Source organism: Caballeronia sp. LZ043, from assembly GCF_031451075.1.
GTDB lineage: Bacteria > Pseudomonadota > Gammaproteobacteria > Burkholderiales > Burkholderiaceae > Caballeronia.
In genome coordinates this window covers 826,030-850,656 of sequence record NZ_JARUXT010000001.1, presented here as the reverse complement: position 1 = coordinate 850,656, position 24,627 = coordinate 826,030, and the positions used below count along the sequence as shown (strand labels likewise).

Here is a 24,627-nt window from a genome sequence, read left to right as displayed (position 1 = left end):
GAGTTCGCGGCTCACACCTTCACCGGCGCAGCGTGCGAACGCAGCACCAGCGTGCGCCCGGCGAAGGTCAGCACCCCGCTCACGCCAATCACGATGCCCATGCCGTGCGGCGAGACATCGTGAAACAGACCCACCGCGAGACTCGACAGCGCGCCGAGCGCGAGCTGCATCGCGCCGAACACGGCGGCGGCCGCGCCTGCGTTGTGCGGATAGCGGTGCATCAGTTCGGTCGTGCAATTGGCCGAGAGCAGCCCGACCACGCCGACCACGAAGAACAGGCACACGACGATCGACCACAGGCCGCCCCACCCCGTCAGCGACACCAGCGCGACCGCGAGCGCCGCGGCCACGCTCACGAATGACGCCGCCGAGATCATCTTCATCGCGCCCACCCGGCCGACCCACTTCGTGTTGAGCACATTGCCCGCGATGATGCCCACGATATTGAGCCCGAACAGGAAGCCGTAGAACTGCGGCTTCACATGGAAATAGTCGATGTAGACGAACGGCGTGGCCGTGATGTACGCGAACATCGACGCGAAGGCCATGCCGCCGCAGATCATGTGGCCCCAGGTGACCGGATCGGTGAGCAGGTGCCGGTAGGCGGCGAACGACTTGGCCAACGCCGAACTCGCGCGCTTCTCCTTCGGCCAGGTTTCCGGCACGCGCAGGAACGCGGTGACGGCGCAGGTCAGCCCGAACAGCGTCAGCGCGATGAACACGACGCGCCAGCCGCCCAGCAGGATCAACTGCCCGCCGATCAGCGGCGCGAGCAGCGGGCCCATCGACGTGACGATGGACAGCATCGACAGCACGCGGGCGGCGTCGGCCGGTGCGTGCGCGTCGCGGGCGATGGCGCGCGCCAGCACCGAGGCCGCGCCCGCGCCCAGCGCCTGCAGGAAGCGCACGAGCACGAGGGCATCGATGGAAAACGCCGCCGCGCACGCGATGCTCGCCAGGGCATACAGCGCAATCCCGCCGAGCAGGACGGGCCGGCGGCCGTAGGCGTCGGACATCGGGCCATAGAGCAGCATGCCGAACGAGAAGCCGAACATGAAGCTGGTCAGCGTGCTTTGCGCGGCGGCCGGGCTCGTGCCGAAGGACGCCGCCAGCGCGGGCAGGCTCGGCAGATACATGTCGATCGACAGCGGGCCGCAGGCGGCGAGCGCGCCGAGCAGCAGAATCAAACGGCCGTCGGGCCGGCGCCGGGAGCTGTCGGACATGAGGTTCGCAGGACGGGAAAGGTGGAGGCGGTGCGGCGTTCGGCCGCGCGAGAGAACGGTCATTGTACGCGACGCTTTGTCATGATCCGGCCCTGAACCGCGCCGTGCGCTAAGCTCGACGCTTCTTTCATTCACTCGACGCACCGCCCCGATGACCGCCTTCCTGCTGATCTGGAGCCCCAAGAAGTGGCCATGGCCCGAACTGCCTGACCTGGCGCGCCGGGTGAGCGCGGGGGAAGCCGTCGCCGATGTCTGGGGCTGCGGCACGGCACGCGGCCTGCTGCCGGGCGACCGCGTGTTCGTGCACCGGGTGGCGCAGGAGCCAAAGGGCGTGTTCGCGTCGGGATACGTGACGCGCGCGCCCTACGAGGTGCCGGACGCCGGCAGCAAGCGGGGCTACCGGCTGTGCATCGACTTCGTCTATGACTGGCTTGTCGATGCGCACGAGCAGGTGGTCGTCACGCGCGACGAACTGCGGGCCCATCCCTTCTCGGTGCAGACCTGGGACGCGCAGATGTCCGGCACGCTCATCAAGCCAATGGCCGAAGGCGCGCTGGAGAAGCGCTGGACCGAGCGCACCGGGCGGCGCTCGCGGCCTCCTGTACCGCCGCCCATGACGCAAGCCGCTCCCGCTCCTGCTCCCGAACCTGCGCCCACCGCGCGCCGGACACGCGCCCGCACGCCCCGCAAGCCCGCTTGACGCCCGTCAACGGCCAGGCCCCGACCCGGCCTGGTCGCAACGACTCCGGTACAATTTCAGCACCGTTTTTCGCGTCGGATCGCGCGTTCCGCGGGCCAGCGCCCACCCGGCGCGCGGCCGCTCCGGCGCGGCTCCCGCATTCACCTTCAGCGCAGGCTTCCATCCATGTCCAAGAATCAAGCACTCTTCGAACGCGCACAGCGAACCATTCCGGGCGGCGTGAACTCGCCGGTGCGGGCGTTCCGCTCGGTAGGCGGCACGCCGCGTTTCATCGAGCGCGCACAAGGCCCGTATTTCTGGGATGCGGACGGCAAGCGCTATATCGACTACATCGGCTCGTGGGGTCCCATGATTCTCGGCCACGTCCACCCGGACGTGCTGGCCGCCGTCCAGCGCGTGCTGGCGCAGGGTTTCTCGTTCGGCGCGCCGACCGAAGCCGAGATCGAGATTGCCGAGGAAATCTGCAAGCTCGTGCCGTCGATCGAACAGGTGCGCATGGTGTCGTCCGGCACGGAAGCCACCATGAGCGCGCTGCGTCTGGCGCGCGGTTTCACGGGCCGCAGCCGCATCATCAAGTTCGAAGGCTGCTATCACGGCCACGCCGACAGCCTGCTCGTCAAGGCCGGTTCCGGCCTGCTCACGTTCGGCAATCCGACTTCGGCGGGCGTGCCGGCCGACATCGCAAAGCACACCACGGTGCTCGAATACAACAACGTCGAGCAATTGAACGAGGCGTTCAAGGCCTTCGGCGCGGAAGTGGCGTCGGTGATCGTCGAGCCGGTGGCCGGCAACATGAATCTCGTGCGCGCGACGCCTGAATTCCTGAACGCGCTGCGCGAGCGCTGCACCGAATACGGCACGGTCCTAATCTTCGACGAAGTCATGTGCGGCTTCCGCGTGGCGCTCGGCGGCGCGCAGGAGGTCTACGGCATCAAGCCCGACCTCACGTGTCTCGGCAAGGTGATCGGCGGCGGCATGCCGGCGGCGGCCTTCGGCGGGCGGCGCGACATCATGGCCCACCTGGCGCCGCTGGGCGGCGTCTATCAGGCGGGCACGCTCTCCGGCAATCCGATTGCGGTGGCCGCCGGTCTCGCGACCCTGCGCCTGATCCAGCGCCCCGGCTTCTACGACGACCTCGCGAAACAGACCCGCAAGCTCGTCGACGGCTTGACGGCCGCCGCGCGCGAGGCCCGGATTCCGTTCTGCGCCGACTCGATCGGCGGCATGTTCGGCCTGTATTTCTCCGAACAGGTGCCGGCGAGTTTCGCGCAGATCCAGCAAGGCGACACGCTGCGCTTCAACGCCTTCTTCCATGCGATGCTCGACGCGGGCGTGTACTTCGCGCCGTCGGCGTTCGAAGCGGGCTTCGTGTCGAGCGCGCACGACGACGCCGTGATCGGCGCGACGCTCGACGCGGCGCGCGGCGTGTTCGCGTCGCTGTCGGCCTGACGCTGCCGGGCCGCGCCGATGTTCTCGCAAACCGATTTCACGCACATGGAGCGCGCGCTCGCGCTCGCTTCGAAAGGCATGTACACGACGACGCCGAACCCGCGTGTGGGCTGCGTGCTCGTCAAGAACGGCGAAGTGATCGGCATGGGTTTCACGCAGCCGGCCGGTCAGGATCACGCCGAGGTTCGCGCGCTGAAGGACGCGCGCTCGCGCGGCAAGGATCCGCGCGGCGCCACGGCCTATGTGACGCTCGAACCGTGCAGTCATTTCGGGCGCACGCCGCCGTGCGCGCACGCGCTCATCGACGCGCGCGTCGAGAAGGTGATCGCGGCGATGGAAGATCCGAATCCGGCGGTGTCCGGACGAGGTCTCACCATGTTGCGCGATGCGGGCATCGACGTGCGCTGCGGACTGCTCGCGAACGAAGCGCATGAGCTGAACATCGGCTTCGTGTCGCGCATGACGCGGCGCCGGCCTTGGGTGCGCATGAAGGTTGCGGCCACGCTCGACGGCCGCACCGCGCTGCCGTCCGGCGACAGCCAGTGGATCACCGGCGAGGACGCCCGCGCCGACGGCCACGCGTGGCGCGCCCGCGCCTGCGCCATCCTCACCGGCATCGGCACCGTGCGCGAGGATGATCCGCAACTGACGGTGCGCGCGGTGGATACACCGCGCCAGCCGCAGCGCGTGCTGATCGACAGCCGTCTGGACGTGCCGCCTGCCGCCCGCATTCTCGAAGGCGCGCCGCCATGGATCTTCCATGCCGCCGACGCCGAGCCCGCGCGCGCCGCCGCGCTGCGCGACAAGGGCGTGGACCTGATCGAGATCTCGAACGAGCAGGGCAAGGTGGATCTGCCCGCCATGCTCACGGCGCTCGCGGATCGCGGCATCAACGAACTGCACGTGGAAGCGGGCCACAAGCTGAACGGCTCGCTGCTGCGCGAAGGCTGCGTCGACGAATTGCTGGTCTATCTGGCGCCGAGCCTGCTCGGCAGCGCGCCCGGCATGTTCGACTTCGCGCCGCCGGCCACGCTCGACGCGCGCCCGCATCTGAAATTTCATCGCATCGACCGCTTGGGCGACGATTTGCGCATTCTGGCGCGCTTCGCCGAAGCCAACGTGGCTAGCTGACGGCATTTCGATCCGTCATTTTCTGATTCAAAAGGAACGCTCCAGATGTTCACAGGTATTGTCGCGGCGATGGGCCGCATCGAAAAAGTCACGCCGCTTGGCGCCCAGGACGCGGGCGTTCGCCTGACCATCACGGCCGGCGGGCTCGACCTGAGCGACGTGGAACTCGGCGACAGCATTGCCATTCAGGGCGCCTGCATGACGGTGATCCAGAAGACGCCCGAGTCCTTCGATGTCGATGTGTCGCGCGAAAGCCTGAACAAGACGGTGGGCCTCGGCGAGGCCGGCACCGGCGTGAATCTGGAAAAGGCCTTGCGCGCGCACGACCGCCTGGGCGGCCATCTCGTTTCAGGACACGTGGACGGCCTCGGCGTCGTTTCGAAATTCGAGCCGGTGGGCGAGTCGCACGAACTGCGCATCGTCGCGCCGAAGGAGATCGGCAAGTATCTCGCGTACAAGGGTTCGGTCACGGTGAACGGCGTGAGCCTCACCGTCAACGCCGTCACCGACCGCCCCGATGGCAGCGAGTTTTCGATCAACCTGATCCCGCATACCGTCGAAGTCACGACGCTGAGCGCGCTCAAGGCGGGCAGCCGGGTGAATCTGGAGATCGATCTGATTGCGCGCTATGTGGAACGGATGATGAGCGCGTCGTGACGGCGCCGGCGCCGGTCTCGCGGATCGACACCAGGTACAGCGTCTCCTGCGCGAGCAGGTAGAGCAGCGCATATTCTCCGGACGGCGCGTCGCCGAACTCGTGCACGTACAGTTTGCCGCCCGCCGCCCTCGCCCGCTCCAGCATCTCGACGAGATAGCCCACACAGAGCGCCGCTTCGAACTGCTCCGGAATCTGCCCGGAAACATCGCGCCCCATGCGCGGCGCCGTCCTGAGCTGGGGAAGCACTTCCGTATCCAGGCGTTCGATCAGAAGGTCGAACGCCTCTGCATTACCCGCCTCGATCCACTGCCGCTCGATTTCGAGCAGCCGCGCCTCGAAATAGTCCGTGATGCGCACCGCCGCGCGATCCGGGGAAAGTGCCGGATCCGCAGCGGTCAGCGCCTGTGATCCGTTTCTGTGCTTCATGCTGATCATGGTTGTCACGCCGTGAGAGTTGAGGTCCAGTCAGTCTCTCAGGCCCGGCGCGCGCGCACCATTCGTCCGAATGGCCTAGGAAATTTCCCGTCCGCCGTTCCGTGGATTTCGCCGCCCGCGTGGCGGCCGTGGCGTAAAATACGCCCTTTCCCCGAACCGGACCCTTACGGGACGTCATCATGTCGCTCGCCTCCACTCCTGAGATCATCGCTGAACTGAAAGCCGGCCGGATGGTGATCCTCGTCGACGAAGAAGATCGCGAGAATGAAGGCGATCTGATTCTCGCCGCCGAATTCGTCACCCCCGAAGCCATCAACTTCATGGCGAAATACGGCCGCGGCCTGATCTGCCTGACGCTCACCCAGGAGCGCTGCCAGCAGCTCAACCTGCCCCTGATGACGCAGCGCAACGGCACGCAGTACGGCACCGCGTTCACGGTCAGCATCGAGGCCGCCGAGGGCGTCACCACCGGCATTTCGGCCTCGGACCGCGCCCGGACCATCCAGGCGGCGGTCGCGCCGGACGCGCGCGCCGAACACATCGTTCAGCCCGGCCACGTGTTTCCGATCATGGCGCAGCCCGGCGGCGTGCTGGTCCGCGCCGGCCACACGGAAGCAGGCTGCGACCTCACCGCGCTCGCCGGCCTCACACCCGCCGCCGTGATCTGCGAAGTCATCAAGGACGACGGCGAAATGGCTCGCCTGCCGGATCTCATCGAGTTCGGCGAGCAGCACGGCATCAAGATCGGCTCGATCGCCGACCTGATCCACTATCGCAGCCGCACCGAATCGATCATCGAGAAGGTCTCCGAGCGCACCATGCAGACCGCGCACGGCTCGTTCCGCGCCATCCTGTACCGCGACGAACCCACGCATTCGCCGCACATCGCGCTGGTGCGCGGCACGCCGCGTCCCGAGCAGGAAACGCCGGTGCGCGTGCACGAACCGCTTTCGGTGCTCGACCTGCTCGAAATCGATGCCTCCATGCACTCGTGGACCATCGACGCCGCGATGAAGGAAATCGCCGCGCGCGACCTCGGCGCCATCGTCATGCTCAATTGCGGCGACACGAAGGAACACCTCGTGGCCGTGTTCGAAGCGTTCGACCAGCAGGAAAAGGCCAAGGAACTGCAACGCCGGCCGATCGACTTCAAGACTTATGGCATCGGCGCGCAAATCCTGCGCGACATCGGCGTCGGCAAGATGCAGGTGCTCTCGAATCCGCGCAAGCTCGGCAGCATGTCGGGCTATGGGCTCGAAGTCACCGGCTTCATCCCGATGCCCGGCTGCCCCGCGACCGCCGCGCCCGTCGAGCCGTCCGTCGCCCAGCTGCGCTCGGCCTGACACCGGACCGGACCCGACGCCCCTCTCCAACAGAACCAACGGATTCAATTCATGGAAATCGGACAATATCAGCCGAACCTCGACGGCGACGGCCTGCGCGTCGGCATCGTACAGTCGCGCTTCAACGAACCGGTGTGCAACGGCCTCGCCGACGCGTGCATCGAGGAACTGGAGCGTCTCGGCGTGATCGGCGAAGACGTGTTGCTCGTCACCGTCCCCGGCGCGCTGGAAATTCCGCTCGCGCTGCAAAAGCTGGCTGAGTCCGGCCAGTTCGACGCGCTGATCGCGGTCGGCTGCGTCGTGCGCGGCGAGACCTATCACTTCGAACTGGTGTCGAACGAGAACGGCGCGGGCATTTCGCGCATTGCGCTCGACTTCGGCATTCCGGTGGCGAACGCCGTGCTCACGACCGAGAACGACGAGCAGGCCGTCGCGCGCATGACCGAAAAGGGCCGCGATGCCGCGCGCGTCGCGGTTGAAATGGCGAATCTGTGCGTCGCGCTCGAACAGCTCGGCGGCGATGAAGAAGACGAAGACGAAGAAGACGAGGACCGCGCATGAAGAGCGCACGACGCCGTTCGCGCGAGCTCGCGACGCAAGGGCTTTATCAATGGCTGCTGTCCGGTGCGCCCGCCGGTGAAATCGACGCGCAGCTGCGTTCCACGCAAGGTTTCGACAAGGCCGACCAGGAACACCTGGACGCCATCCTGCACGGCGTGATCAAGGAAGCGGACACGTTGTCCGAGCAGTTGCAGCCGTGTCTGGACCGGCCGATCGACCAGTTGTCGCCGGTCGAACGCGCGGTGCTGCTGGTTGCGGCCTTCGAGTTCAAACATCACATCGACGTGCCGTATCGCGTCGTCATCAATGAAGCGGTGGAACTGACGAAGACCTTCGGCGGCTCGGACGGCTACAAGTACGTCAATGGCGTGCTCGACAAGCTCGCTGTCGCCCTGCGTCCCACCGAGGCGCAGGCGCGTGGACGCGGAGCGTAGTAGATGAACCACGCAGCGGAGCCGCTGGTGAGACTGGCGTCGCGGGTTGGCGCCATCGAGCCGTTCTACGTGATGGAACTGATGAAGCAGGCCCAGGTGCTCGAACGCGCCGGCTGCGACATCATCCACATGAGCATCGGCGAACCGGATTTCACCGCGCCCGAGCCCGTCACCCGCGCCGCCGCCAACGCCCTCACGCGCGGCGTCACGCAGTACACCAACGCGCTCGGCATCCACGCGCTGCGCGAAGCGATTGCGCAGCATTACCGCGATACGTTCGGCCTCGACATCGATCCGGCGCGCATCGTCGTGACGGCGGGCGCGTCGGCGGCGCTGCTGCTCGCGTGCATGGCGCTGGTCGATCACGGCGACGAAGTCCTGATGCCCGACCCCTGCTATCCGTGCAACCGGCACTTCGTGTCGGCCGCGGACGGCAAGCCGGTGCTGATTCCGAGCGGTCCGGCGGAACGCTTCCAGCTGACAGCCGGGCATGTCGAGGAATACTGGACCGACAAGACACGCGGCGTGCTGCTCGCGTCGCCGTCGAACCCGACGGGCACGTCGATCGAGCCGGATGAACTGCGGCGGATCATCGGCGCGGTGCGTGCGCGCGGCGGCTTCACCATCGTCGACGAGATCTACCAGGGGCTGAGCTACGACGCGAAACCCGTGTCCGCCCTCTCCTTCGGCGACGACGTCGTCACGGTCAACAGCTTCTCGAAGTACTTCAACATGACCGGCTGGCGGCTCGGCTGGCTCGTCGTGCCGCACGCGATGGTCGGCGCGCTCGAAAAACTGTCCCAGAACCTGTTCATCTGCGCGTCGGCGCTTGCGCAACATGCGGCGCTCGCCTGCTTCGAGCCCGAGACGCTCGCGATCTACGAGGCTCGCCGGGGCGAATTCAAACGGCGGCGCGACTACATCGTGCCCGCGCTGCGTTCGCTCGGTTTCGGCGTGCCGGTGGTGCCGGACGGCGCCTTCTATGTCTACGCGGATACCGCCACGGTGCACCATCCCGCCGCCGGCAACAGCGACGCGCTCACGCACGCGATGCTGCATGACGCGGGCGTGGTGCTCGTGCCGGGCACGGACTTCGGGTTTCATGCGCCGCAGCGCTATTTGCGTCTTTCATATGCGACCGCTCATGCGAAGCTCGAAGAGGCGGTGGCTCGGCTGGGGTCCTTGTTCAGCCGCTGAACACTCCAGCTTGGCCGAATGAAAAATGGGCACCCTCGGGTGCCCATTTTTCATTGGTCAGACGCTTGCGACAGTATTCAGGCGCCGAATTCCGCCGAAGCAACGTGCTTCGTTTCCGTGTCGCCATCGTCCTGCGCGCCCTGCTTCTTCGACGTATCGATCGTCACGTGAACGCGCTTTTCGGGCGTGGCGGACGCCAGCACCTGCTTGGGCGCGGGTTGAACCGGCGCCTGCGGGGCATTGATCGGCACATTGCGGCCGCGTGCGACGTCGCGCAGACGGGAACGCTCGGCCAGCACCTTGGCGCCGTAGCCGCCGTCGTCCTGCGTCGTCGAGCCGACGTAGAAGCGCAGGCCGCCCGCTACCGAGCCGCCGCGCGCAATGCAGTCCTTCAGCACGAGCGCGCCGACCTTGATGTTCGCAAGCGGATCAAGCGCCGCGTGCGAGCCGCCGAAGTACTGGAACTTGTCCGAGTGCACCTTCGACATCACCTGCATCAGACCCTGCGCGCCGACGCCGCTTTCGGCATATGGATTGAAGCCCGATTCGATCGCCATCACGGAGAGCAGCAGCAGCGGATCGAGCCCGACTTCGCGGCCCGTGTCGAAGGCTGCGCGCACGAGCTCGGTGACCGGCTCTTCCGCCACGCGATAGCGCCGCGCGATGAAGTTCGCGACCAGTTTCTGCTCACGCGTGGAAACCAGCACGCGGTCGTCGCGCGCATCGGCGACGACGCGTTGCGCCGGGATCAGACTCGCCAGCATGCCGACGGACGGCATCGTGCGCGGATCGAGACCGTTCGGCGAAACGGCGAGACTGATGCCGCCGGTCAGCTGGCGGGTGCTGTCGTCGTCGCTGGCAGCCGCACCGAGCGAGGGCGTGACCGCGGCGGGCGCGTTGCCGTTCGCGGCGGGCGCGTCAGCGGCGCTGGCGTGGTTCACGGCCAGGTTCACCGGCAGCATGGCGTCGTTCGCCGGGCGATGCACCGCCGAGAACGGCGGCAGCGGCTGCCCCGCGAGCAGGCGAGCCGGACCGGCCTGCACGGCGGCGGACACGAAAGGCATGACCTTTGCGGCGAGCGTGGTGCGCCACGAAGGCAGCAGCCACAGCGACAACGCCGTGATCACGGCGACGCCGCCGACCAGGCTGAAGAGATGGTGACTCCAACGGCGTCCACGACGCAGCGCGATGCGCACCAGTTGCGCGGCGCGGGTGTCGGAACCCCACGATAACCAAGCGTTCATCGATACTCCCAATGTTGCATGATTAGCGCAGATGAATACGAATAAAGCCCATATCAAAAGCGCAAATCAGACACCGCTCGCTCTTGGCAAGCGTAAGCGGCATCGGGGATACGGCATGCGCCGTCTGGAGGCCGATCCGGCATGAACACCGGGTTGCGCGGCACGTACTGCATGCCCTGAGTGCGCAGGTGACCTTCGACGCGAAAAACCGGCGTGAGAAACGCCGGCAGTGACAACCAACAGCCATGAGTCGCCGGGCAGGTTCGGCGCAGGCGACGCATGTGCGTCTGTAAAGACCTGAGGCAGCGGTAAAAAGTTTCAAAACCTGCTTTGGATGCCAAGCGATTCTAGCAGGGTTTAATGATCCGTCAATGCTATAGACTTCGGTTTCAATTACTTACGGTTATATTGAACAGTGTTCAGCGCCCGAAAGGTACGTTTTCGCTTCCGTCGGTACTGCTTTTCGCTGAATGTCCCCCAACGCACCGACGCGAGCACAGGTAAAATCGACAATCGCCGTGGCGCGCAGCCGTCCCGCCCTGTGCAGAGCTGCCCCGCGGGCGTCCCGAGTTCACCTGCGAGCATCGATGAAATATAAAGACTTGCGCGACTTCACCGCCCGCCTCGAAGCGCTCGGTGAATTGCGCCGCATCCGGCAGTCTGTCTCCCCCGTTCTCGAAATCACCGAAATCTCGGATCGCGTGCTGCGCGCAGGCGGTCCCGCGCTGCTGTTCGAAGCGCCCACCGGCCACACCATGCCCGTGCTGGCCAACCTGTTCGGCACCACGCGGCGAGTCGCGCTGGGCATGGGCATCGAAACGGACGCGCCCGGCAGTGCGGACACGAGCCTCGGCGGCGACGTTGCCGCGCTCGGTTCGCTGCGCGACGTCGGCCGGCTGTTGTCGGCGCTGAAGGAACCCGAGCCGCCGAAGGGCTTGAAGGACGCCGGCAAATTGCTGTCGCTAGCCAAGGCGGTATGGGACATGGCGCCGAAATCGGTGAGCGCGCCGCCGTGCCAGGAAGTCGTGTGGGAAGGCCAGGACGTGGACCTCTATCGCCTGCCGATCCAGACCTGCTGGCCCGGCGACGCCGGACCGCTGCTCACCTGGGGCCTCACGGTCACGCGCGGACCGAACAAGCCGCGCCAGAATCTCGGCATCTACCGGCAGCAACTGCTCGGGCGCAACAAGCTCATCATGCGCTGGCTCGCGCATCGCGGCGGCGCGCTCGATTTCCGTGAGTTCGCGCTGGCGAACCCGGGCAAGCCGTATCCGGTCGCCGTCGTGCTCGGCGCGGATCCGGCAACCATTCTCGGCGCCGTCACGCCGGTGCCGGACTCGTTGTCCGAATATCAGTTCGCGGGGCTCCTGCGCGGCTCGCGCACCGAGCTGGCGAAGTGCCTGACGCCAGGCGTCGACTCGTTGCAGGTGCCGGCGCGCGCGGAGATCGTGCTCGAAGGCTTCATCTATCCACACGACGGCAACCTGCCGGCCGCGCCCGCCGGCGCGCCGCCGCGTCCCTCGACAGGCGCCGCCGCCCGCTACGAACACGCGCTCGAAGGTCCGTACGGCGATCACACCGGGTACTACAACGAACAGGAGTGGTTCCCGGTCTTCACGGTCGAGAAGATCACGATGCGGCGCGACGCGCTGTTCCATTCCACCTATACCGGCAAGCCGCCCGACGAACCGGCGGTGCTCGGCGTCGCGCTGAACGAAGTCTTCGTGCCGCTGCTGCAGAAGCAGTTCACCGAGATCACCGACTTCTATCTGCCGCCTGAGGGCTGCAGCTATCGCATGGCGATCGTGCAGATGAAGAAGAGCTATCCGGGACACGCCAAGCGCGTGATGTTCGGCGTGTGGAGCTTCCTGCGCCAGTTCATGTACACGAAGTTCATCGTCGTGGTGGACGAGGACGTCAACGTGCGCGACTGGAAGGAAGTGATCTGGGCGATCACGACGCGCGTCGATCCCACGCGCGACACCGTCATGGTCGACAACACGCCGATCGACTACCTCGATTTCGCGTCGCCGGTGGCGGGCCTCGGCTCGAAAATGGGCCTCGACGCCACCAACAAGTGGGCCGGCGAGACGAACCGCGAATGGGGCCGTCCCATCGTGATGGACGAGGCGGTGAAACGCCGCGTCGACGGGCTGTGGGCCGAACTCGGGCTCGACGCATGAGCGCGCTTGCAGCGACGCTCTATCGGGGCGAGATCGTCGAGAACACGCATGCGGCGCACGTCGCCGTCGTCGATGCGCATGGCCGGCTCGTGCATTCGTTCGGCGATCCGCAGCGCATCACCTTGCCGCGCTCGGCGGCGAAGCCGGCGCAGGCGCTTGCCGTGATCGAGACCGGCGCGCTCGAACGCTTCGGCTTCACGGAGGAGGATCTCGCGCTGATGTGCGCCTCGCACAGCAGCGAGCCGCGCCATATCGAACGCGTGCGCGCGATGCTCGCAAAGGCGCAGGCCAGCGAGAGCGACTTGCGCTGCGGCGGCCATCCGCCGATCTCGGACGCCGTGCAGCGCGACTGGATCAAACGCGGCTTCACGCCGACCGCCGTGTGCAGCAACTGCTCGGGCAAGCACGCCGGCATGCTCGCGGGCGCCCGCGCGCTGGGCCTCGCGCTCGCCGACTATCACCTGCCCGGCCATCCGCTGCAGGCGCACGTGAGACGCACGATGGCGCGCGCGGCCGGCTTGCCCGACGATGCAGTGCAATGGGCCATCGACGGCTGCAACCTGCCGACGCCCGCCTTCCCGCTCGCGCATCTCGCGCGGCTCTTCATGACGGTCGCCGACGCCCCGCAGGACACGCCGCTCGCACGCATCCACCGGGCGATGACGGCGCATCCCGAACTCGTCGCGGGCGAAGGGCGTTTCTGCACGCTGCTGATGCAGGCCTTCGACGGCACCCTGGTCGGCAAGACCGGCGCGGATGCGTGCTATGCGATCGGCGTGCGGCGCGAGCACGGCACGCTCGGCATCGCGATCAAGGTCGAGGACGGCAATACGGCGGTGCTGAACGCCGTCGTCGTGCACGTGCTCGAACAGCTCGGCATCGGCACTCAGCAGCAGCGCGACGCCCTCGCAGCCTTCCGTCAACCGGTCGTGCGCAACACCATGGGCGTGCCGACCGGCCAGCTCGACGTGCGCTTCACGCTGCATTCCCATCAGGCTTGAACATGCATGCGTGGTCGTTGTTGTCGGACGGATTTTTTCTGTCGCTGTCGCTGTGCCTCGATATCGGCATCGCCAACGTCGCGATCATCTCGCTGGCGTTGTCGCATGGCTTCAGGCCGGGGTTCGTGCTCGGCCTCGGCACCTGTTTCGGCGACCTGTTTTATGCTGCGCTCGCGCTGCTCGGCATGGCGGCGCTGCTGCAGTTCCCTGCCGTGCGCTGGGTGGTGTGGATCGGCGGCGCCGTCGTGCTGTTGTTCCTCACGTGGAAGATGGCGCGCGAGGCGCTCGATCCGGCCTCCGCGCCGCCCGTCGAAGGCGAGGCGGATCTCGCCGTGCCACGTCCCCGGCACTGGAAGAGCTTCGTGCGCGGCTGCCTGCTGGCGGTGTCGTCGCCGAGCGCGATCCTGTGGTTCGCGGCCGTCGGCGGCGCGCTCATCGCCAAGGCGGGCGCGACCAGCGCCGTCAGCGCGTCCCTGTTCCTGACGGGCTTCTTTTGCGGCGGCCTCGCCTGGACACTCTTCATCTGCACGCTGGCCAGCCACGGCCGCAAACGCGCCGGCACGCGGCTGCTGCGCGCGTGTCATGTGATGTCGGCGGTGCTTTTCGCGTACTTCGCGTATAGCGTGATCGTCAATGGATACCGCGACCTGATCGTGCACGCGGCAAGCTGACCCTGCCTTCCTCGGCGCCTTCAGGCAAGGTACTGCGAGAGCTTCGCGAGATCGACATTGCCGCCCGACACGATCACGCCCACGCGCTTGCCCTCGACCGGCACGATCTTCTGCAGGACCGCCGCCGCCGCGAGACAACCCGTTGGCTCGACCACCATCTTCATGCGCTGGGCGAAGAAGCGCAGCGTCTCGATCAGTTGCGCATCGCTCACCGTGACGATGCGCTCCACGTGCTCGCGGATGATCGGAAAGTTATAAGCGCCGACATGCGTGGCCGCAGCGCCATCGGCGATGGTGCGCGGCACGTCGATAGTCACGATCTCGCCGCGCGCGAGCGACTGTTGCGCGTCATTGCCCGCTTCCGGCTCGACGCCTATCACCTTGCAGTCCGGCGCCAGCGCGGCCGCCGCGAGCGCGCATCCGCCGATCAGCCCGCCGCCGCCGAGACACACGAACAGATAGTCGAGCGGTCCGGTTTCCTCGATCAGCTCTTTCGCCGCCGTGCCCTGGCCCGCGATCACGTGCGGATGGTCATAGGGCGGAATGAGCGTCATGCCGCGCTCGTCGGCGAGTTGCCGGCCGATCTCCTCGCGGTTCTGCGTATAGCGGTCGTAGGTGATGACCTCGCCGCCATAGCCGCGTGTGGCTTCCATTTTTGCGGCGGGCGCGTCCTCGGGCATGACGATGGCCGCGCGTATGCCCGCGAGCCGCGCCGACAGCGCAATGGCCTGCGCATGATTGCCCGAAGAGTAAGTGATGACGCCGGCCGCGCGCTGGCGGGCGTCGAAGTGCGACAGCGCGTTCCATGCGCCACGGAACTTGAACGCGCCCATGCGCTGGAAGTTTTCGCACTTGAAGAAGAGCGAGGCGCCGGCGATGTCGTCAGCGGTGCGCGACGTCAGGACCGGCGTGCGATGCGCGAAGCCTTCGAGGCGCCGGGCGGCATCGGCGACGTCATCGTAGGTGGGGGCGGGAAGGAAGGTCATCGGCGGCAACCTGTGCTGGGAGGAAGCGGGAAGGAAGTGGCATTGTCCCAGTTTATGCCGCCCTGCTCCGGGTGCCGGAAACAGCAAGGGCGATGCGCTTTGAAACGCATCGCCCTGTTTTCAGGCTGCTTTACGGTTGGGCTCAATAACGGTAGTAACCCGGACCGTGCCGATAGTATCCGTGGTGCCGGTAATACGGTCGGCCGTAATAGCCGTAACCGCCATAGACCACCGGGGGCGGCGGCGCATACACCACCGGCGGCGGCGCGACGTAGACAGGCGGCGGCGGCGCCACATATACCGGCGCGGGCGGCGCAGCATGGACCGGATAGGCCGGCACCCCGATGCCGACGCCAATCGACACATGCGCCTGAGCCGCACTCATGAACCCGACGCCGAGCGCGCCGGCCACTAACACACTACCGAGCTTTTTCACTTTCGTTCTCCTCGCCGCTTCGCATTGTTTCCGGCTTGCGCGGAACATGAGCGACGGTATGAAAACGAATTTAACGAAAATGCATATTTATCGCTGAGACCATTTGTTGCAAATTGCAAGTTCCTTAACGCTGATTTAGCAGTGAAAGCCGCGCGCGATTCGGCTGATCAGGTGGGATCGCCCGCCGAAGCGGTTCTCGCCGTCAGCGTGATTGCATGCATGGATGGAAAGGAAAGAATGCGTAACGTCTGATTACAAATGAACGAAAAAGCCCCGTCGAACGTCTTCGACGGGGCTTCGATGTGCGGTCGTGAGAGCGTCGTGCGTTGCGCCCTCAACCCACCTTCACATAAGCGAACTCGCGCGTGACATTGGGCGGCACGTAGGCGCCGCTGATGACGACACGGGGCGTCAGGCGCTTCTTCTGATCCCACCAGCAGCGGCGCTGGGTCTGGCTCAAGAAACGCAGATGCTTCCGGTACGAAAAAATGCTCATGGCAACCTCCGAACGTAGCGAATGAAACCTGAGGAAGAGGTTGAAGGCCGGTTGCGCCTGCCTCTTCGATCGAATCCTTCTTCTCTTTAGTATTTCGCGCTGTCCTCGCTCACTTCGGACGCCAGGGAACTCAACACTGGCATCCACGTGGGCTTGACCACATTCAGCAGAATCCATGCCGTTCTGGCCCGCAAATGCGCGTCGCACGATGGGCCGTCGAACATCGGACGCACCGCTCCGCGTCCGTTTCACTTTATGCAGTCTATCCTGCCAGCATTGCGTGACGCGCGCTGTCGACCCGCGTGTCGAAATCGCAACATGCGCCGCAAATCGGCTTCCAATCGGCCGGGATTTTGAAATTTACGACTTGCTTTCATTCGACTGCCAGAGATATGAAAATGTCGTCGTTGGCGCAAGCGCCTTGCCGCCCCCAATCGGGACGGCAGCCGTGTTAAGGTGACGACCGGCGTCCCACCGAGAAGGCCCGGTGGGCGGGGAAGTCAAGTCGCCATGAACAGGAAGTCGCGATGTTTCAGGGTCCGCCCCGCGGGAGCTGGCGAGTATTAAGACTCGTCGCGCGCCGCTTCGGCCGGTGACGGTTCGCGACAGCCTGGTAAAACACTCCCGTCCCGAGAATGAACAATGATCAAGGTCAAGCATCCCGAATCGCGCCGCGCGAGCGTGCGCCCCGCTGCCGCAGCCGGCGCCCGTGCCCGCCGCGCACGGAGATGCGGGCTCCATCGCTAGTGCCTGGCATCGTTCGTTTCAAGCTTCTTTCAGTCGACCCGACGCAGCCGCCACGCTGCACACGCAAACAAGAGGACCCGAGATGTTCGGCGAGATCGCCCGTTTTCTGCTCAGCACCGTTTTCACCCTGTTCGGCGCGGCGCTGCTGCTGCGCGCATGGATGCAGGTCGTGCGCATGCCGCCCTACAACCCGGTTTCCAATGCCGTGATGCAGGCCACCAACTGGATCGTGCTGCCGCTGCGCAAGATCCTGCCAGGCGGCAAGATCGACTGGGCCAGCATTCTCGCGGCGCTGATCGCCGCCGCTGTCTACGTCACGCTGATGGTCGTGCTCGCCGGCGTCGACCCGACGCTCATGCTGCCGATGCTCGCGCTCGTCGCCGTGCTGACCGTCATCAAGTGGGCGCTGAACCTCATCATCTGGATGACGATCCTGATGGCGCTGCTGTCGTGGCTCAACCCGCAGTCGCCGGCCATGCCACTGCTCTTTCAGATCACCGCGCCGTTCCTCGACCCGCTGCGACGCATCCTGCCACGGCTCGGCGGCATCGACCTCTCGCCGATCCTGCTGTTCGTCATCGTGCAGGTGCTGCTGATGGTGGTGACGCGCGTGGCGGTATCGATGACGCTGTTCGGCATCTGAGCGGCGCACGCAATTGCGCCTGCGAAGGCGTTGCGCTTACAATTGCGTGCTCGAGCTTCGGCTCAAAGCGGGCGTCGTATAATGGCCATTACCGTAGCTTCCCAAGCTACAGACGTGGGTTCGATTCCCATCGCCCGCTCCAGGTTTCTCAGCACCAACCACATCAGAACACCCGGCAAAAGCCGCCTCCAGTGTCACACTCGGGCGGCTTTTTGATTTCCAGCATTGCCTCGCCATGAATCAAGATCCCGAGAACGAAGCCGCCGACGGCGCCCCCGACCTTCCCGCCTCCGCCGACGATCCCTCGACGCTGCGGCACCGGCGCATCCGCAGTTTCGTCACGCGGGCGGGCCGCGTATCGATAGGACAGCAGCGCGCGCTCGACGAACTCGGTCCGCGCTACGTCGTGCCCTACGCGCCGCAAGCGGCGGACTGGAATGCCCTCTTCGGCCGCGAGGCGCCGCGCGTGCTGGAGATCGGCTTCGGCATGGGCGCGACGACAGCGGAGATCGCGGCCACGCGTCCCGGCGATGACTTCATCGGCGTGGAAGTGCACGAGCCGGGCGTCGGCGCGCTGCTCAAGCTGATCGGCGAGCAAGGACTCGGCAACATCCGCATCCTGCAGCACGACGCGGTGGAAGTGCTCGAGCACATGATCGCGCCGGACAGCCTCGACGGCGTGCACATCTATTTCCCCGATCCGTGGCACAAGGCGCGTCACCACAAGCGTCGCCTGATCCAGCCGAAGTTCGTCGCGCTGCTCGTCTCGCGCATGAAGCCGGGCGGCTATCTGCATCTCGCGACCGACTGGCAGAACTACGCGGAACAGATGCTCGAAGTCCTTTCGGCAGAACCCGCGCTCGAGAACACCGCCGACGGCTACGCGCCGCGTCCCGACTTCCGGCCGGTCACGAAGTTCGAGCGGCGCGGACTGCGCCTCGGACACGGCGTGTGGGACCTGATGTTCCGGCGTCGCTGAACGCAAAAAAGCCACGGCATGCCGTGGCTTTTTTATCGCGCAAAGGGATTCAATCGGCCCAGCTCAGCCCGCCGCTGTAGCCCACGATCAGGATCAGCAGCCCGAAGCCGATGCGGTACCACGCGAACGCCGTGAAGTCGTGCGAGGCGACATAGCGCAGCAGCCAGCGCACGCACACGAACGCGCTGATGAACGCCGCCACGAGCCCGATCGCGAACAAGCCAATATCGCCGACGGTCAGCGTGCGCCAGTACTTGGCCATTTCGTAGAGCGTCGCGCCGAAGATGATCGGGATGGCGAGGAAGAACGAGAACTCCGTGGCAACGCGCCGCTCGAGCCCGAACAGCATGCCGCCGATGATCGTCGCCCCCGAACGCGACGTGCCGGGGATCAACGCGAAGCATTGGGCGAGACCGACCTTGAAGGCATCGGCATAGGCGAGTTCGTCGACCGAGGTCACGCGCGGCGCCACGGCGCGTTCCCGCTGGCGCGATTCGGCCCAGAGAATCACGATGCCGCCGACGATCAGCGCCACCGACACCGGCACCGGCGAGAACAGCACCGCCTTGATGTGCTTTTCCAGCAGCAAGCCCAGCACGATGGCCGGAATGGTCGCGATGATGACGTTGAGCGTGAAGCGCCGCGCATCGGTACGACTCGGCAGCCCGGTCACGACCGAGCCGATCTTCGCGCGATATTCCCAGCAGATGGCGAGAATCGCGCCGAACTGGATGACGACGTCAAAGGTTTTCGATTGCGCGTCGGTGAAATTCAGCAGACTCCCAGCAACGATCAGATGCCCCGTGCTTGAAACCGGCAGGAATTCGGTCAAGCCTTCCACGACGCCCAGAACGAGCGCCTTCACCATCAGTATCCAGTCCATCCGCAACCCTTGTTCGCCGATACAGCTGTTGTTTGTCAAGCACCGTACAGGCGGATGTCGGCTTACTTCTCGACGATCTGCGCACGTATGCCGTTTGTAAGGACTGTGATTGTACCGGGTTCGTAAGACACCCCGGCGAACTGGAGTTCTTCGGGCTTGAAGGTGTGGATCGGATAGCGGTCGAGCAGCTGGGCCGCGAGTTGCGCACCGACCGATGCAATCTGTTGGTTGTACTGCCCGGCGTCACCGGTGAACTGCGCGTCGTCAACAGATGGCGCGACGAGAATCACCGAACGGCTGGGGGCATCGTAGGCCAGTTGCGTGGAGAGCGTGAACGTGCCGGCCACGGGATTGGGCATGAAGGGCGTCGCGAGTCGGGCATCGACGCGCACCGTCACGCGATTGCGATCCGGCGCCATGCCGACGACCGGATTGCTCAGCACGACATCGAAAATCTGCGAGGCCGTGCGTTGCAGCGGGAACTTGCGGGCTACGGCTTCCTGGACCTGCTGCGTGGAAAATGTGTAGTGATCCGGAATGAACGGGAAGATGGAGTTCGACGCCGCGCGGGCGGTCGATGTGAGAGCGAGCGTGGGCAGCGACAGCGCTGCCAGCACGAACCGGCGCCGCAGCGGCGCGACGGTGTGCGTCATGCGTATTCCTCCAGTGCTGGGTTCTTCGATGCGTTGCGCCGGATGGCGCGGTTCGATGCGGTTCGGCTTTTGGACCATCGATCAGCGGGACAGTTGCGTCGCGTGGGGCTGCGTAACCCGTTCGAGCGTTTCGATCCACCGAAGCGCAAATTCGCGCGACTCGCCGCACATCTCCGCCGAAGGCTGCAAGCCGCTGCAGCACGCCGGCCTGCGCGGATCGCCGAAGATCGCGCAGCGCAGATCATCGCCGAGCTGCACGCAGCGTTCGCCCGCACGCTTGCCGTGCGGCATGCCCGGAATCGGGCTGGAGATGGAAGGCGCGATGCAGCACGCACCGCAGCCCTCGCGGCAGGCGTGAGGCGAAGAGTCGATCGACATGGCGATAAGGAAACGCGCGAACACAAAAAGGCGAAAGCCGCATTGTCCCACGCCTCGTCTTGCGATCCGTCAAACCGGGCATGCCGTTCTGCGACCCTGGCGCGCACGTCCGGCGCCCGACGCCGCCCTACACTCGAACGAATTCCAGAGGCCCGCCATGACATCCGCCGCTCCGTTCTTCCGCCCCGATCTGCTCGCCCGCTACGACGCTCGCGGGCCGCGCTACACGTCGTATCCAACCGCCGTGCAGTTCACCGACACCTTCGATCCCGCTCACTATCGCGCGGCCGCCCGCCGCGGCCAGCCGCACGAAGCGCTGTCGCTGTACCTGCACATCCCGTTCTGCGACACCGTCTGTTTCTATTGCGGCTGCAACAAGGTCGCGACGAAAAATCGCGCGCATGCCCGGCCCTACCTCGAACGCCTGAAGCGCGAACTGGCGCTGCAGGCCACATTGTTCGATCCCGCGCGCCCCGTCACGCAGCTGCACTGGGGCGGCGGCACGCCGACTTTCCTCGCGCACGACGAGATGGCCGAACTGATGGCGGCCACGCGCGAGCACTTCAATCTCGTGCCCGACGAGCACGCGGAATATTCGATTGAAATCGATCCGCGCGAGGCCTCGGCGGACACGGTCGCGCTGCTGCGCGAACTCGGCTTCAACCGCCTGAGCCTCGGCGTGCAGGACTTCGACGAACGCGTGCAGCGCGCCGTCAACCGCATCCAGCCGCGCGCGCTGACCGAGCGCGTGCTCGATGCCGCCCGCCGGCACGGCTTCCGCTCGGTCAGCGCCGATCTCATCTACGGCCTGCCGCATCAGAGCGTCGAGAGCTTTTCGCGCACGCTCGACGCACTCATCGCGATGCGGCCGGATCGCGTCAGCGTGTTCGGCTACGCGCACCTGCCGGAACTCTTCAAGATGCAGCGGCGCATCGACGCCACCGCGCTGCCGTCGCCGGCCGTGCGCCTCGCGATCCTCGAACGCGTGATCGCGCGCATGAGCGAGGCGGGCTATGTGTACATCGGCATGGATCACTTCGCGCTGCCGGACGACGAACTCGCCCGCGCGCACGCGGCGGGCACGCTCCAGCGCAACTTCCAGGGCTACAGCACGCAGGCGGATTGCGATCTGATCGGCATCGGCGCTTCGTCGATCGGCAAGGTCGGCGACGTCTACGCGCAGAACGCGCGCACGCTCGCCGACTACGCGGCAGCGATCGATGCGGGCACGCTCGCGATCGCGCGCGGCGTGCGCCTCTCGCCCGACGATCAATTGCGCCGCGACCTGATCATGCGTGTGATGTGCGGCGGCGAGCTGCGTTTCGATGAAGTCGCGCAGGCGCACGGCATCGAGTTTCCGGCGGTCTTCGCGGACGAACTCGAACGCCTCGCGCCGATGGCCGACGACGGCCTCATCGAACTCTCGCGCGACGCGCTTCGGGTACTGCCCGCGGGACGCATGCTGGTGCGCAATGTCGCGTCGGTGTTCGACCGTTATCTGGGACAGACCGGCACGCAGCGCTTCTCGCGCACGCTCTGAAGGAAAGTCGGGCATCAGCGAGGCTCCAGGAAGCGTATTTCTTACCTTGCTGGCTTAGAATGACAGCCACTCCGGGCGCCGGAGCCGCAGGCACTGCAAGCAAGACTCCGCGCCCGTCCATTCACGCCGATGCGAAGCGCCGGGACGGTCGAAGGCGCATCGCGAACGGCCCTGCCGCCGCCACCTCATGCCCAGCCCCTCGCCGCAGTTCGCTCCGCTCGCCCAACTCGCCGCCGATCTCCACGCCGGCCGCACGACCAGCCGCGCGCTGGTCGAGACGGCCTTGGAACGGATCGCCGATCCCGCGGGCCAAGGCTCGACCGTCTTCCTGCACGTCGATGCCGATCAGGCCCGTGCCGCCGCCGACGCCCACGACGCGCTGCGCCGCGCCGGCACCGTGCTGTCGCCGCTGGCCGGCATTCCGGTGTCCATCAAGGATCTCTTCGATATCGAAGGCCAGGTGACGCACGCCGGCTCGACCGCGCTGAGCGACCACGCGCCCGCCCGCGCCGACGCCGTGGCGGTCGCGCGCCTGCGCCGCGCGGGCGCGGTGCTGATCGGCCGCACCAACATGAGCGAGTTCGCGTTCTCGGGCCTCGGGCTCAATCCGCACTACGGCACCCCGCATTCGCCGTGGCGCGCCGACGTGCCGGGCGACGCGCGCATCGCGGGCGGTTCGTCGTCGGGGGCGGCGGCCTCGGTCGCGGACGGCATGGCCGCCGTCGCGCTCGGCACCGACACCGGCGGCTCGATCCGCATTCCGTCGGCGCTGTGCGGCATCACCGGCTTCAAGCCCACCGCCAGCCGCATCCCGAAGCAAGGCGGCATTCCGCTCTCCCGCACACTCGATTCGTTCGGACCGATCGGCGTCTCGGTGGCCTGCTGCGCGCTGGTGGACCGCATTCTCGCGGGCCGCGAGCCCGGCGTGCCCGCCGCCCGTCCGCTCGATGGCGTGCGCCTCGGCGTGCTGACGAACTACGTGACGGACGGCGTCGAGGCGCCGGTCGCCGGCGCGGTCGCCGCGGCCATCGATCATCTGGCGGCGGCGGGCGCGGTGGTCGAAGACGTGCGTTTCGCGCCGCTCGACCGGCTGCCGGAGATCAACCGCTATCCGCTGGTCGCGATCGAAGCCTTTGCCTGGCACCGGAAGCTGATGGCCGAACGCGGCGCGGATTACGATCCGCGCGTGCTGGCCCGGCTGAAGCGCGCCGAAGCGGCGAGCGCCGCCGACTACATCGACCTGTGCGAGGCCCGCGCCGCGATGATCGAGGAAGCACGCACGACGCTCTGGCAGCGCTTCGACGCGATCGTCTGCCCGACCGTGCCGGTGCTGCCGCCGCGCATCGCCGACCTCGACGCCGACGACGACCTCTTCACGCGGACCAACGCGCTCATCCTGCGCAATCCGACCACCTTCAATTTCCTCGATGCCTGCGGCCTGTCGCTGCCGTGTCACCCGCGCGGCGACGCGCCCGTCGGCCTGATGCTGGCCGGCGCGCCGAACGCCGACGACGCGTTGCTGTCCATCGGGCGCGCGGTCGAAGCCGTACTCGCCACGACGCGCTGAAGCGGCGGCGCGGCGTCGCGGGTGCGGCGTTCGCGCTAGAATTCACCGTCAAGCGGCGCAACTCAGGCACTTCCTTCTCGAATCGTTGCGGAACAATGAACAACTCTTTACATCACTTCTCGATGCATCAGGGCGACCGCGTCATGCGGCGCGAGCGGCGCCTGCTGGTGCTGTTGGGGCTCGTCTGTCTCGGACTGGTCGGTGGCGCGCTGTATCTGCAGTTCTATCACGGCGAGGACCCTTGCCCGCTGTGCATCATCCAGCGCTATTTCTTCGTGCTGATCGCGGTGTTCGCGTTCCTCGGCGCGGGCTTCAACAACTGGCGCGGCATCGCGCTGCTGGAGACGCTGGTCGCGCTGTCGGCGCTCGGCGGGCTCGCCACGGCCGCGCGGCATGTGTATGTGCAGTCGCATCCGGGCTTCAGCTGCGGGTTCGACGCGCTGCAACCGGTCGTCGACAGCCTGCCGCCCGCGCGCTGGCTGCCGCAGGTGTTCAAGGTCGCGGGCCTGTGCGAGACCCCGTATCCGCCGATCCTCGGCCTCTCGCTGCCGCAATGGTCGCTGATCGCCTTCGCGATCATCTTCGTGCTGGTGCTGGCGAGCCTGCGGTTCAAGCGCAAGCTGCGCGCGACCGCGCGGTAATTCCTGCCGCCCGGGCCGTCCGGGCCATTCGTTGTCCCGGGCGGGGCGTTCGCGCCGCCCGTCTCCCCGCTCCACGCATCTTTCCCGCCACGCATCAGTCCGACCGCATACCCTTGATACGGAGCCGGCAATATTTTTTTGATATTGCAATGCTAAGGTCATGTCTGGATGGCGATCTACGTGCGCGCAGTCCGTTCTGCCCAGGCAAGCCGTGTTTTTTCGGTCAGCCCCGAAACGAACGACAACCGCGTAACGCGCGCCGGGTCCGCAATGTCTTCCTGATCATGACAAAGCACACCATCCGCATCCCCTGTCACGTCTCCTCACGCACGGCATCCGCCCGGCCCTTGCACGTCCGGCACCCGGCAGTCTCCGCGTGCGCGTGGGCGCATCGAGCCATCCCGATAAACTACGGATTGCGACGATTCACCCTCACGCCACCCTGATA

25 protein-coding genes and 1 tRNA gene are annotated in these 24,627 nt (G+C 66.3%); 17 read left to right on the top strand and 9 right to left on the bottom strand.

All coding sequences use genetic code 11. From position 1 onward, the window contains the following. Positions 1-11: 11 nt before the first annotated feature. On the bottom strand, positions 12-1,223 hold the full coding sequence (locus tag QCE64_RS03720; protein ID WP_310002707.1) for a Bcr/CflA family multidrug efflux MFS transporter: 1,212 nt from the start codon (positions 1,221-1,223) through the stop codon (positions 12-14). A gap of 151 nt (positions 1,224-1,374) precedes the next feature. Here QCE64_RS03720 and QCE64_RS03715 point away from each other — a divergent pair, with 151 nt between their 5' ends. From QCE64_RS03715 to QCE64_RS03700, 4 genes are all read left to right on the top strand, one after another. After that, positions 1,375-1,923: a hypothetical protein gene (locus QCE64_RS03715; RefSeq protein ID WP_309914598.1), complete on the top strand. Its 549-nt coding sequence runs from the start codon at positions 1,375-1,377 to the stop codon at positions 1,921-1,923. 165 nt (positions 1,924-2,088) lie between these two features. Beyond that, on the top strand, positions 2,089-3,372 hold the full coding sequence (gene hemL / locus QCE64_RS03710) for a glutamate-1-semialdehyde 2,1-aminomutase (RefSeq protein ID WP_310002705.1): 1,284 nt from the start codon (positions 2,089-2,091) through the stop codon (positions 3,370-3,372). A gap of 18 nt (positions 3,373-3,390) precedes the next feature. Beyond that, positions 3,391-4,503, top strand: coding sequence for a bifunctional diaminohydroxyphosphoribosylaminopyrimidine deaminase/5-amino-6-(5-phosphoribosylamino)uracil reductase RibD (gene ribD / locus QCE64_RS03705; RefSeq protein ID WP_309914592.1), 1,113 nt, complete (start codon positions 3,391-3,393; stop codon positions 4,501-4,503). 45 nt (positions 4,504-4,548) lie between these two features. Continuing rightward, complete coding sequence (locus QCE64_RS03700) at positions 4,549-5,160, top strand: riboflavin synthase (RefSeq protein ID WP_309914589.1); 612 nt, start codon at positions 4,549-4,551, stop codon at positions 5,158-5,160. Here the strand turns inward: QCE64_RS03700 and QCE64_RS03695 are convergent. Beyond that, positions 5,084-5,596 (bottom strand): hypothetical protein, encoded by a 513-nt coding sequence (locus tag QCE64_RS03695; RefSeq protein WP_310002703.1) that lies wholly within the window; start codon positions 5,594-5,596, stop codon positions 5,084-5,086. The two genes, QCE64_RS03700 and QCE64_RS03695, sit on opposite strands and share 77 nt — an antisense overlap. A gap of 179 nt (positions 5,597-5,775) precedes the next feature. On the opposite strand from QCE64_RS03695, the gene ribBA reads away from it, so the two are divergent. From ribBA to QCE64_RS03675, 4 genes are read left to right on the top strand one after another with little or no spacing between them, the layout of a single operon-like run. Further along, on the top strand, positions 5,776-6,939 hold the full coding sequence (gene ribBA / locus QCE64_RS03690) for a bifunctional 3,4-dihydroxy-2-butanone-4-phosphate synthase/GTP cyclohydrolase II (protein ID WP_309914583.1): 1,164 nt from the start codon (positions 5,776-5,778) through the stop codon (positions 6,937-6,939). 51 nt (positions 6,940-6,990) lie between these two features. Next, complete coding sequence (gene ribH, locus QCE64_RS03685) at positions 6,991-7,500, top strand: 6,7-dimethyl-8-ribityllumazine synthase (RefSeq protein WP_310002701.1); 510 nt, start codon at positions 6,991-6,993, stop codon at positions 7,498-7,500. Continuing rightward, complete coding sequence (gene nusB / locus QCE64_RS03680) at positions 7,497-7,934, top strand: transcription antitermination factor NusB (RefSeq protein WP_309914580.1); 438 nt, start codon at positions 7,497-7,499, stop codon at positions 7,932-7,934. The genes ribH and nusB overlap by 4 nt, the downstream gene beginning before the upstream one ends. A 3-nt stretch (positions 7,935-7,937) precedes the next feature. Continuing rightward, the gene (locus QCE64_RS03675; protein ID WP_310002699.1) at positions 7,938-9,131 is read left to right on the top strand and encodes a pyridoxal phosphate-dependent aminotransferase; all 1,194 of its coding nucleotides are present in this window, start codon (positions 7,938-7,940) and stop codon (positions 9,129-9,131) included. A gap of 77 nt (positions 9,132-9,208) precedes the next feature. Here QCE64_RS03675 and QCE64_RS03670 read toward each other — a convergent pair whose 3' ends face one another. Further along, on the bottom strand, positions 9,209-10,375 hold the full coding sequence (locus tag QCE64_RS03670; protein WP_310002697.1) for a transglycosylase SLT domain-containing protein: 1,167 nt from the start codon (positions 10,373-10,375) through the stop codon (positions 9,209-9,211). A 587-nt stretch (positions 10,376-10,962) separates the two neighbouring features. Here QCE64_RS03670 and QCE64_RS03665 point away from each other — a divergent pair. From QCE64_RS03665 to QCE64_RS03655, 3 genes are read left to right on the top strand one after another with little or no spacing between them, the layout of a single operon-like run. Continuing rightward, on the top strand, positions 10,963-12,558 hold the full coding sequence (locus tag QCE64_RS03665; RefSeq protein ID WP_309914571.1) for a UbiD family decarboxylase: 1,596 nt from the start codon (positions 10,963-10,965) through the stop codon (positions 12,556-12,558). Further along, positions 12,555-13,559, top strand: a complete 1,005-nt coding sequence (locus QCE64_RS03660; protein ID WP_310002695.1) for an asparaginase — start codon at positions 12,555-12,557, stop codon at positions 13,557-13,559. Before QCE64_RS03665 ends, QCE64_RS03660 begins: the two co-directional genes overlap by 4 nt. Before the next feature lie 2 nt (positions 13,560-13,561). Further along, a complete protein-coding gene (locus QCE64_RS03655; RefSeq protein WP_309914565.1) occupies positions 13,562-14,230 on the top strand; it encodes a LysE family transporter in 669 nt (222 codons plus the stop codon). Between the two features lie 20 nt (positions 14,231-14,250). Here QCE64_RS03655 and QCE64_RS03650 read toward each other — a convergent pair whose 3' ends face one another. The 3 genes from QCE64_RS03650 to QCE64_RS03640 form a co-directional block, all read right to left on the bottom strand. Next, positions 14,251-15,216, bottom strand: coding sequence for a threo-3-hydroxy-L-aspartate ammonia-lyase (locus QCE64_RS03650; protein WP_310002693.1), 966 nt, complete (start codon positions 15,214-15,216; stop codon positions 14,251-14,253). A gap of 142 nt (positions 15,217-15,358) precedes the next feature. Beyond that, the gene (locus tag QCE64_RS03645) at positions 15,359-15,652 is read right to left on the bottom strand and encodes a hypothetical protein (protein WP_310002691.1); all 294 of its coding nucleotides are present in this window, start codon (positions 15,650-15,652) and stop codon (positions 15,359-15,361) included. Between the two features lie 334 nt (positions 15,653-15,986). Beyond that, entirely contained in the window at positions 15,987-16,148 is a 162-nt protein-coding gene (locus tag QCE64_RS03640) for a hypothetical protein (RefSeq protein ID WP_309807623.1), read from the bottom strand. An 829-nt stretch (positions 16,149-16,977) separates the two neighbouring features. Between QCE64_RS03640 and QCE64_RS03635 the strand changes: the two genes are divergently transcribed. From QCE64_RS03635 to trmB, 3 genes are all read left to right on the top strand, one after another. Then, on the top strand, positions 16,978-17,538 hold the full coding sequence (locus QCE64_RS03635; protein WP_309914558.1) for a YggT family protein: 561 nt from the start codon (positions 16,978-16,980) through the stop codon (positions 17,536-17,538). Between the two features lie 67 nt (positions 17,539-17,605). Further along, positions 17,606-17,680: transfer RNA gene (locus tag QCE64_RS03630), tRNA-Gly, on the top strand. 93 nt (positions 17,681-17,773) lie between these two features. Next, a complete protein-coding gene (trmB, locus tag QCE64_RS03625) occupies positions 17,774-18,517 on the top strand; it encodes a tRNA (guanosine(46)-N7)-methyltransferase TrmB (RefSeq protein WP_310002690.1) in 744 nt (247 codons plus the stop codon). Between the two features lie 49 nt (positions 18,518-18,566). Here trmB and QCE64_RS03620 read toward each other — a convergent pair whose 3' ends face one another. The 3 genes from QCE64_RS03620 to QCE64_RS03610 all read right to left on the bottom strand — a co-directional run bounded on the left by QCE64_RS03620 (position 18,567) and on the right by QCE64_RS03610 (position 20,431). Beyond that, complete coding sequence (locus QCE64_RS03620) at positions 18,567-19,400, bottom strand: undecaprenyl-diphosphate phosphatase (RefSeq protein WP_310002688.1); 834 nt, start codon at positions 19,398-19,400, stop codon at positions 18,567-18,569. A gap of 62 nt (positions 19,401-19,462) precedes the next feature. After that, positions 19,463-20,053, bottom strand: coding sequence for a DUF1439 domain-containing protein (locus QCE64_RS03615; RefSeq protein WP_309807619.1), 591 nt, complete (start codon positions 20,051-20,053; stop codon positions 19,463-19,465). Positions 20,054-20,134: 81 nt separating this feature from the next. Then, positions 20,135-20,431, bottom strand: a complete 297-nt coding sequence (locus tag QCE64_RS03610; protein WP_309914549.1) for a YkgJ family cysteine cluster protein — start codon at positions 20,429-20,431, stop codon at positions 20,135-20,137. A gap of 157 nt (positions 20,432-20,588) precedes the next feature. Between QCE64_RS03610 and hemN the strand changes: the two genes are divergently transcribed. The 3 genes from hemN to QCE64_RS03595 all read left to right on the top strand — a co-directional run bounded on the left by hemN (position 20,589) and on the right by QCE64_RS03595 (position 24,179). Continuing rightward, a complete protein-coding gene (gene hemN / locus QCE64_RS03605; RefSeq protein WP_310002686.1) occupies positions 20,589-21,971 on the top strand; it encodes an oxygen-independent coproporphyrinogen III oxidase in 1,383 nt (460 codons plus the stop codon). Positions 21,972-22,158: 187 nt separating this feature from the next. Continuing rightward, on the top strand, positions 22,159-23,538 hold the full coding sequence (locus QCE64_RS03600; RefSeq protein ID WP_310002683.1) for an amidase: 1,380 nt from the start codon (positions 22,159-22,161) through the stop codon (positions 23,536-23,538). Positions 23,539-23,660: 122 nt separating this feature from the next. Next, the gene (locus QCE64_RS03595; protein WP_309919601.1) at positions 23,661-24,179 is read left to right on the top strand and encodes a disulfide bond formation protein B; all 519 of its coding nucleotides are present in this window, start codon (positions 23,661-23,663) and stop codon (positions 24,177-24,179) included. The last annotated feature ends 448 nt before the right edge of the window (positions 24,180-24,627 follow it).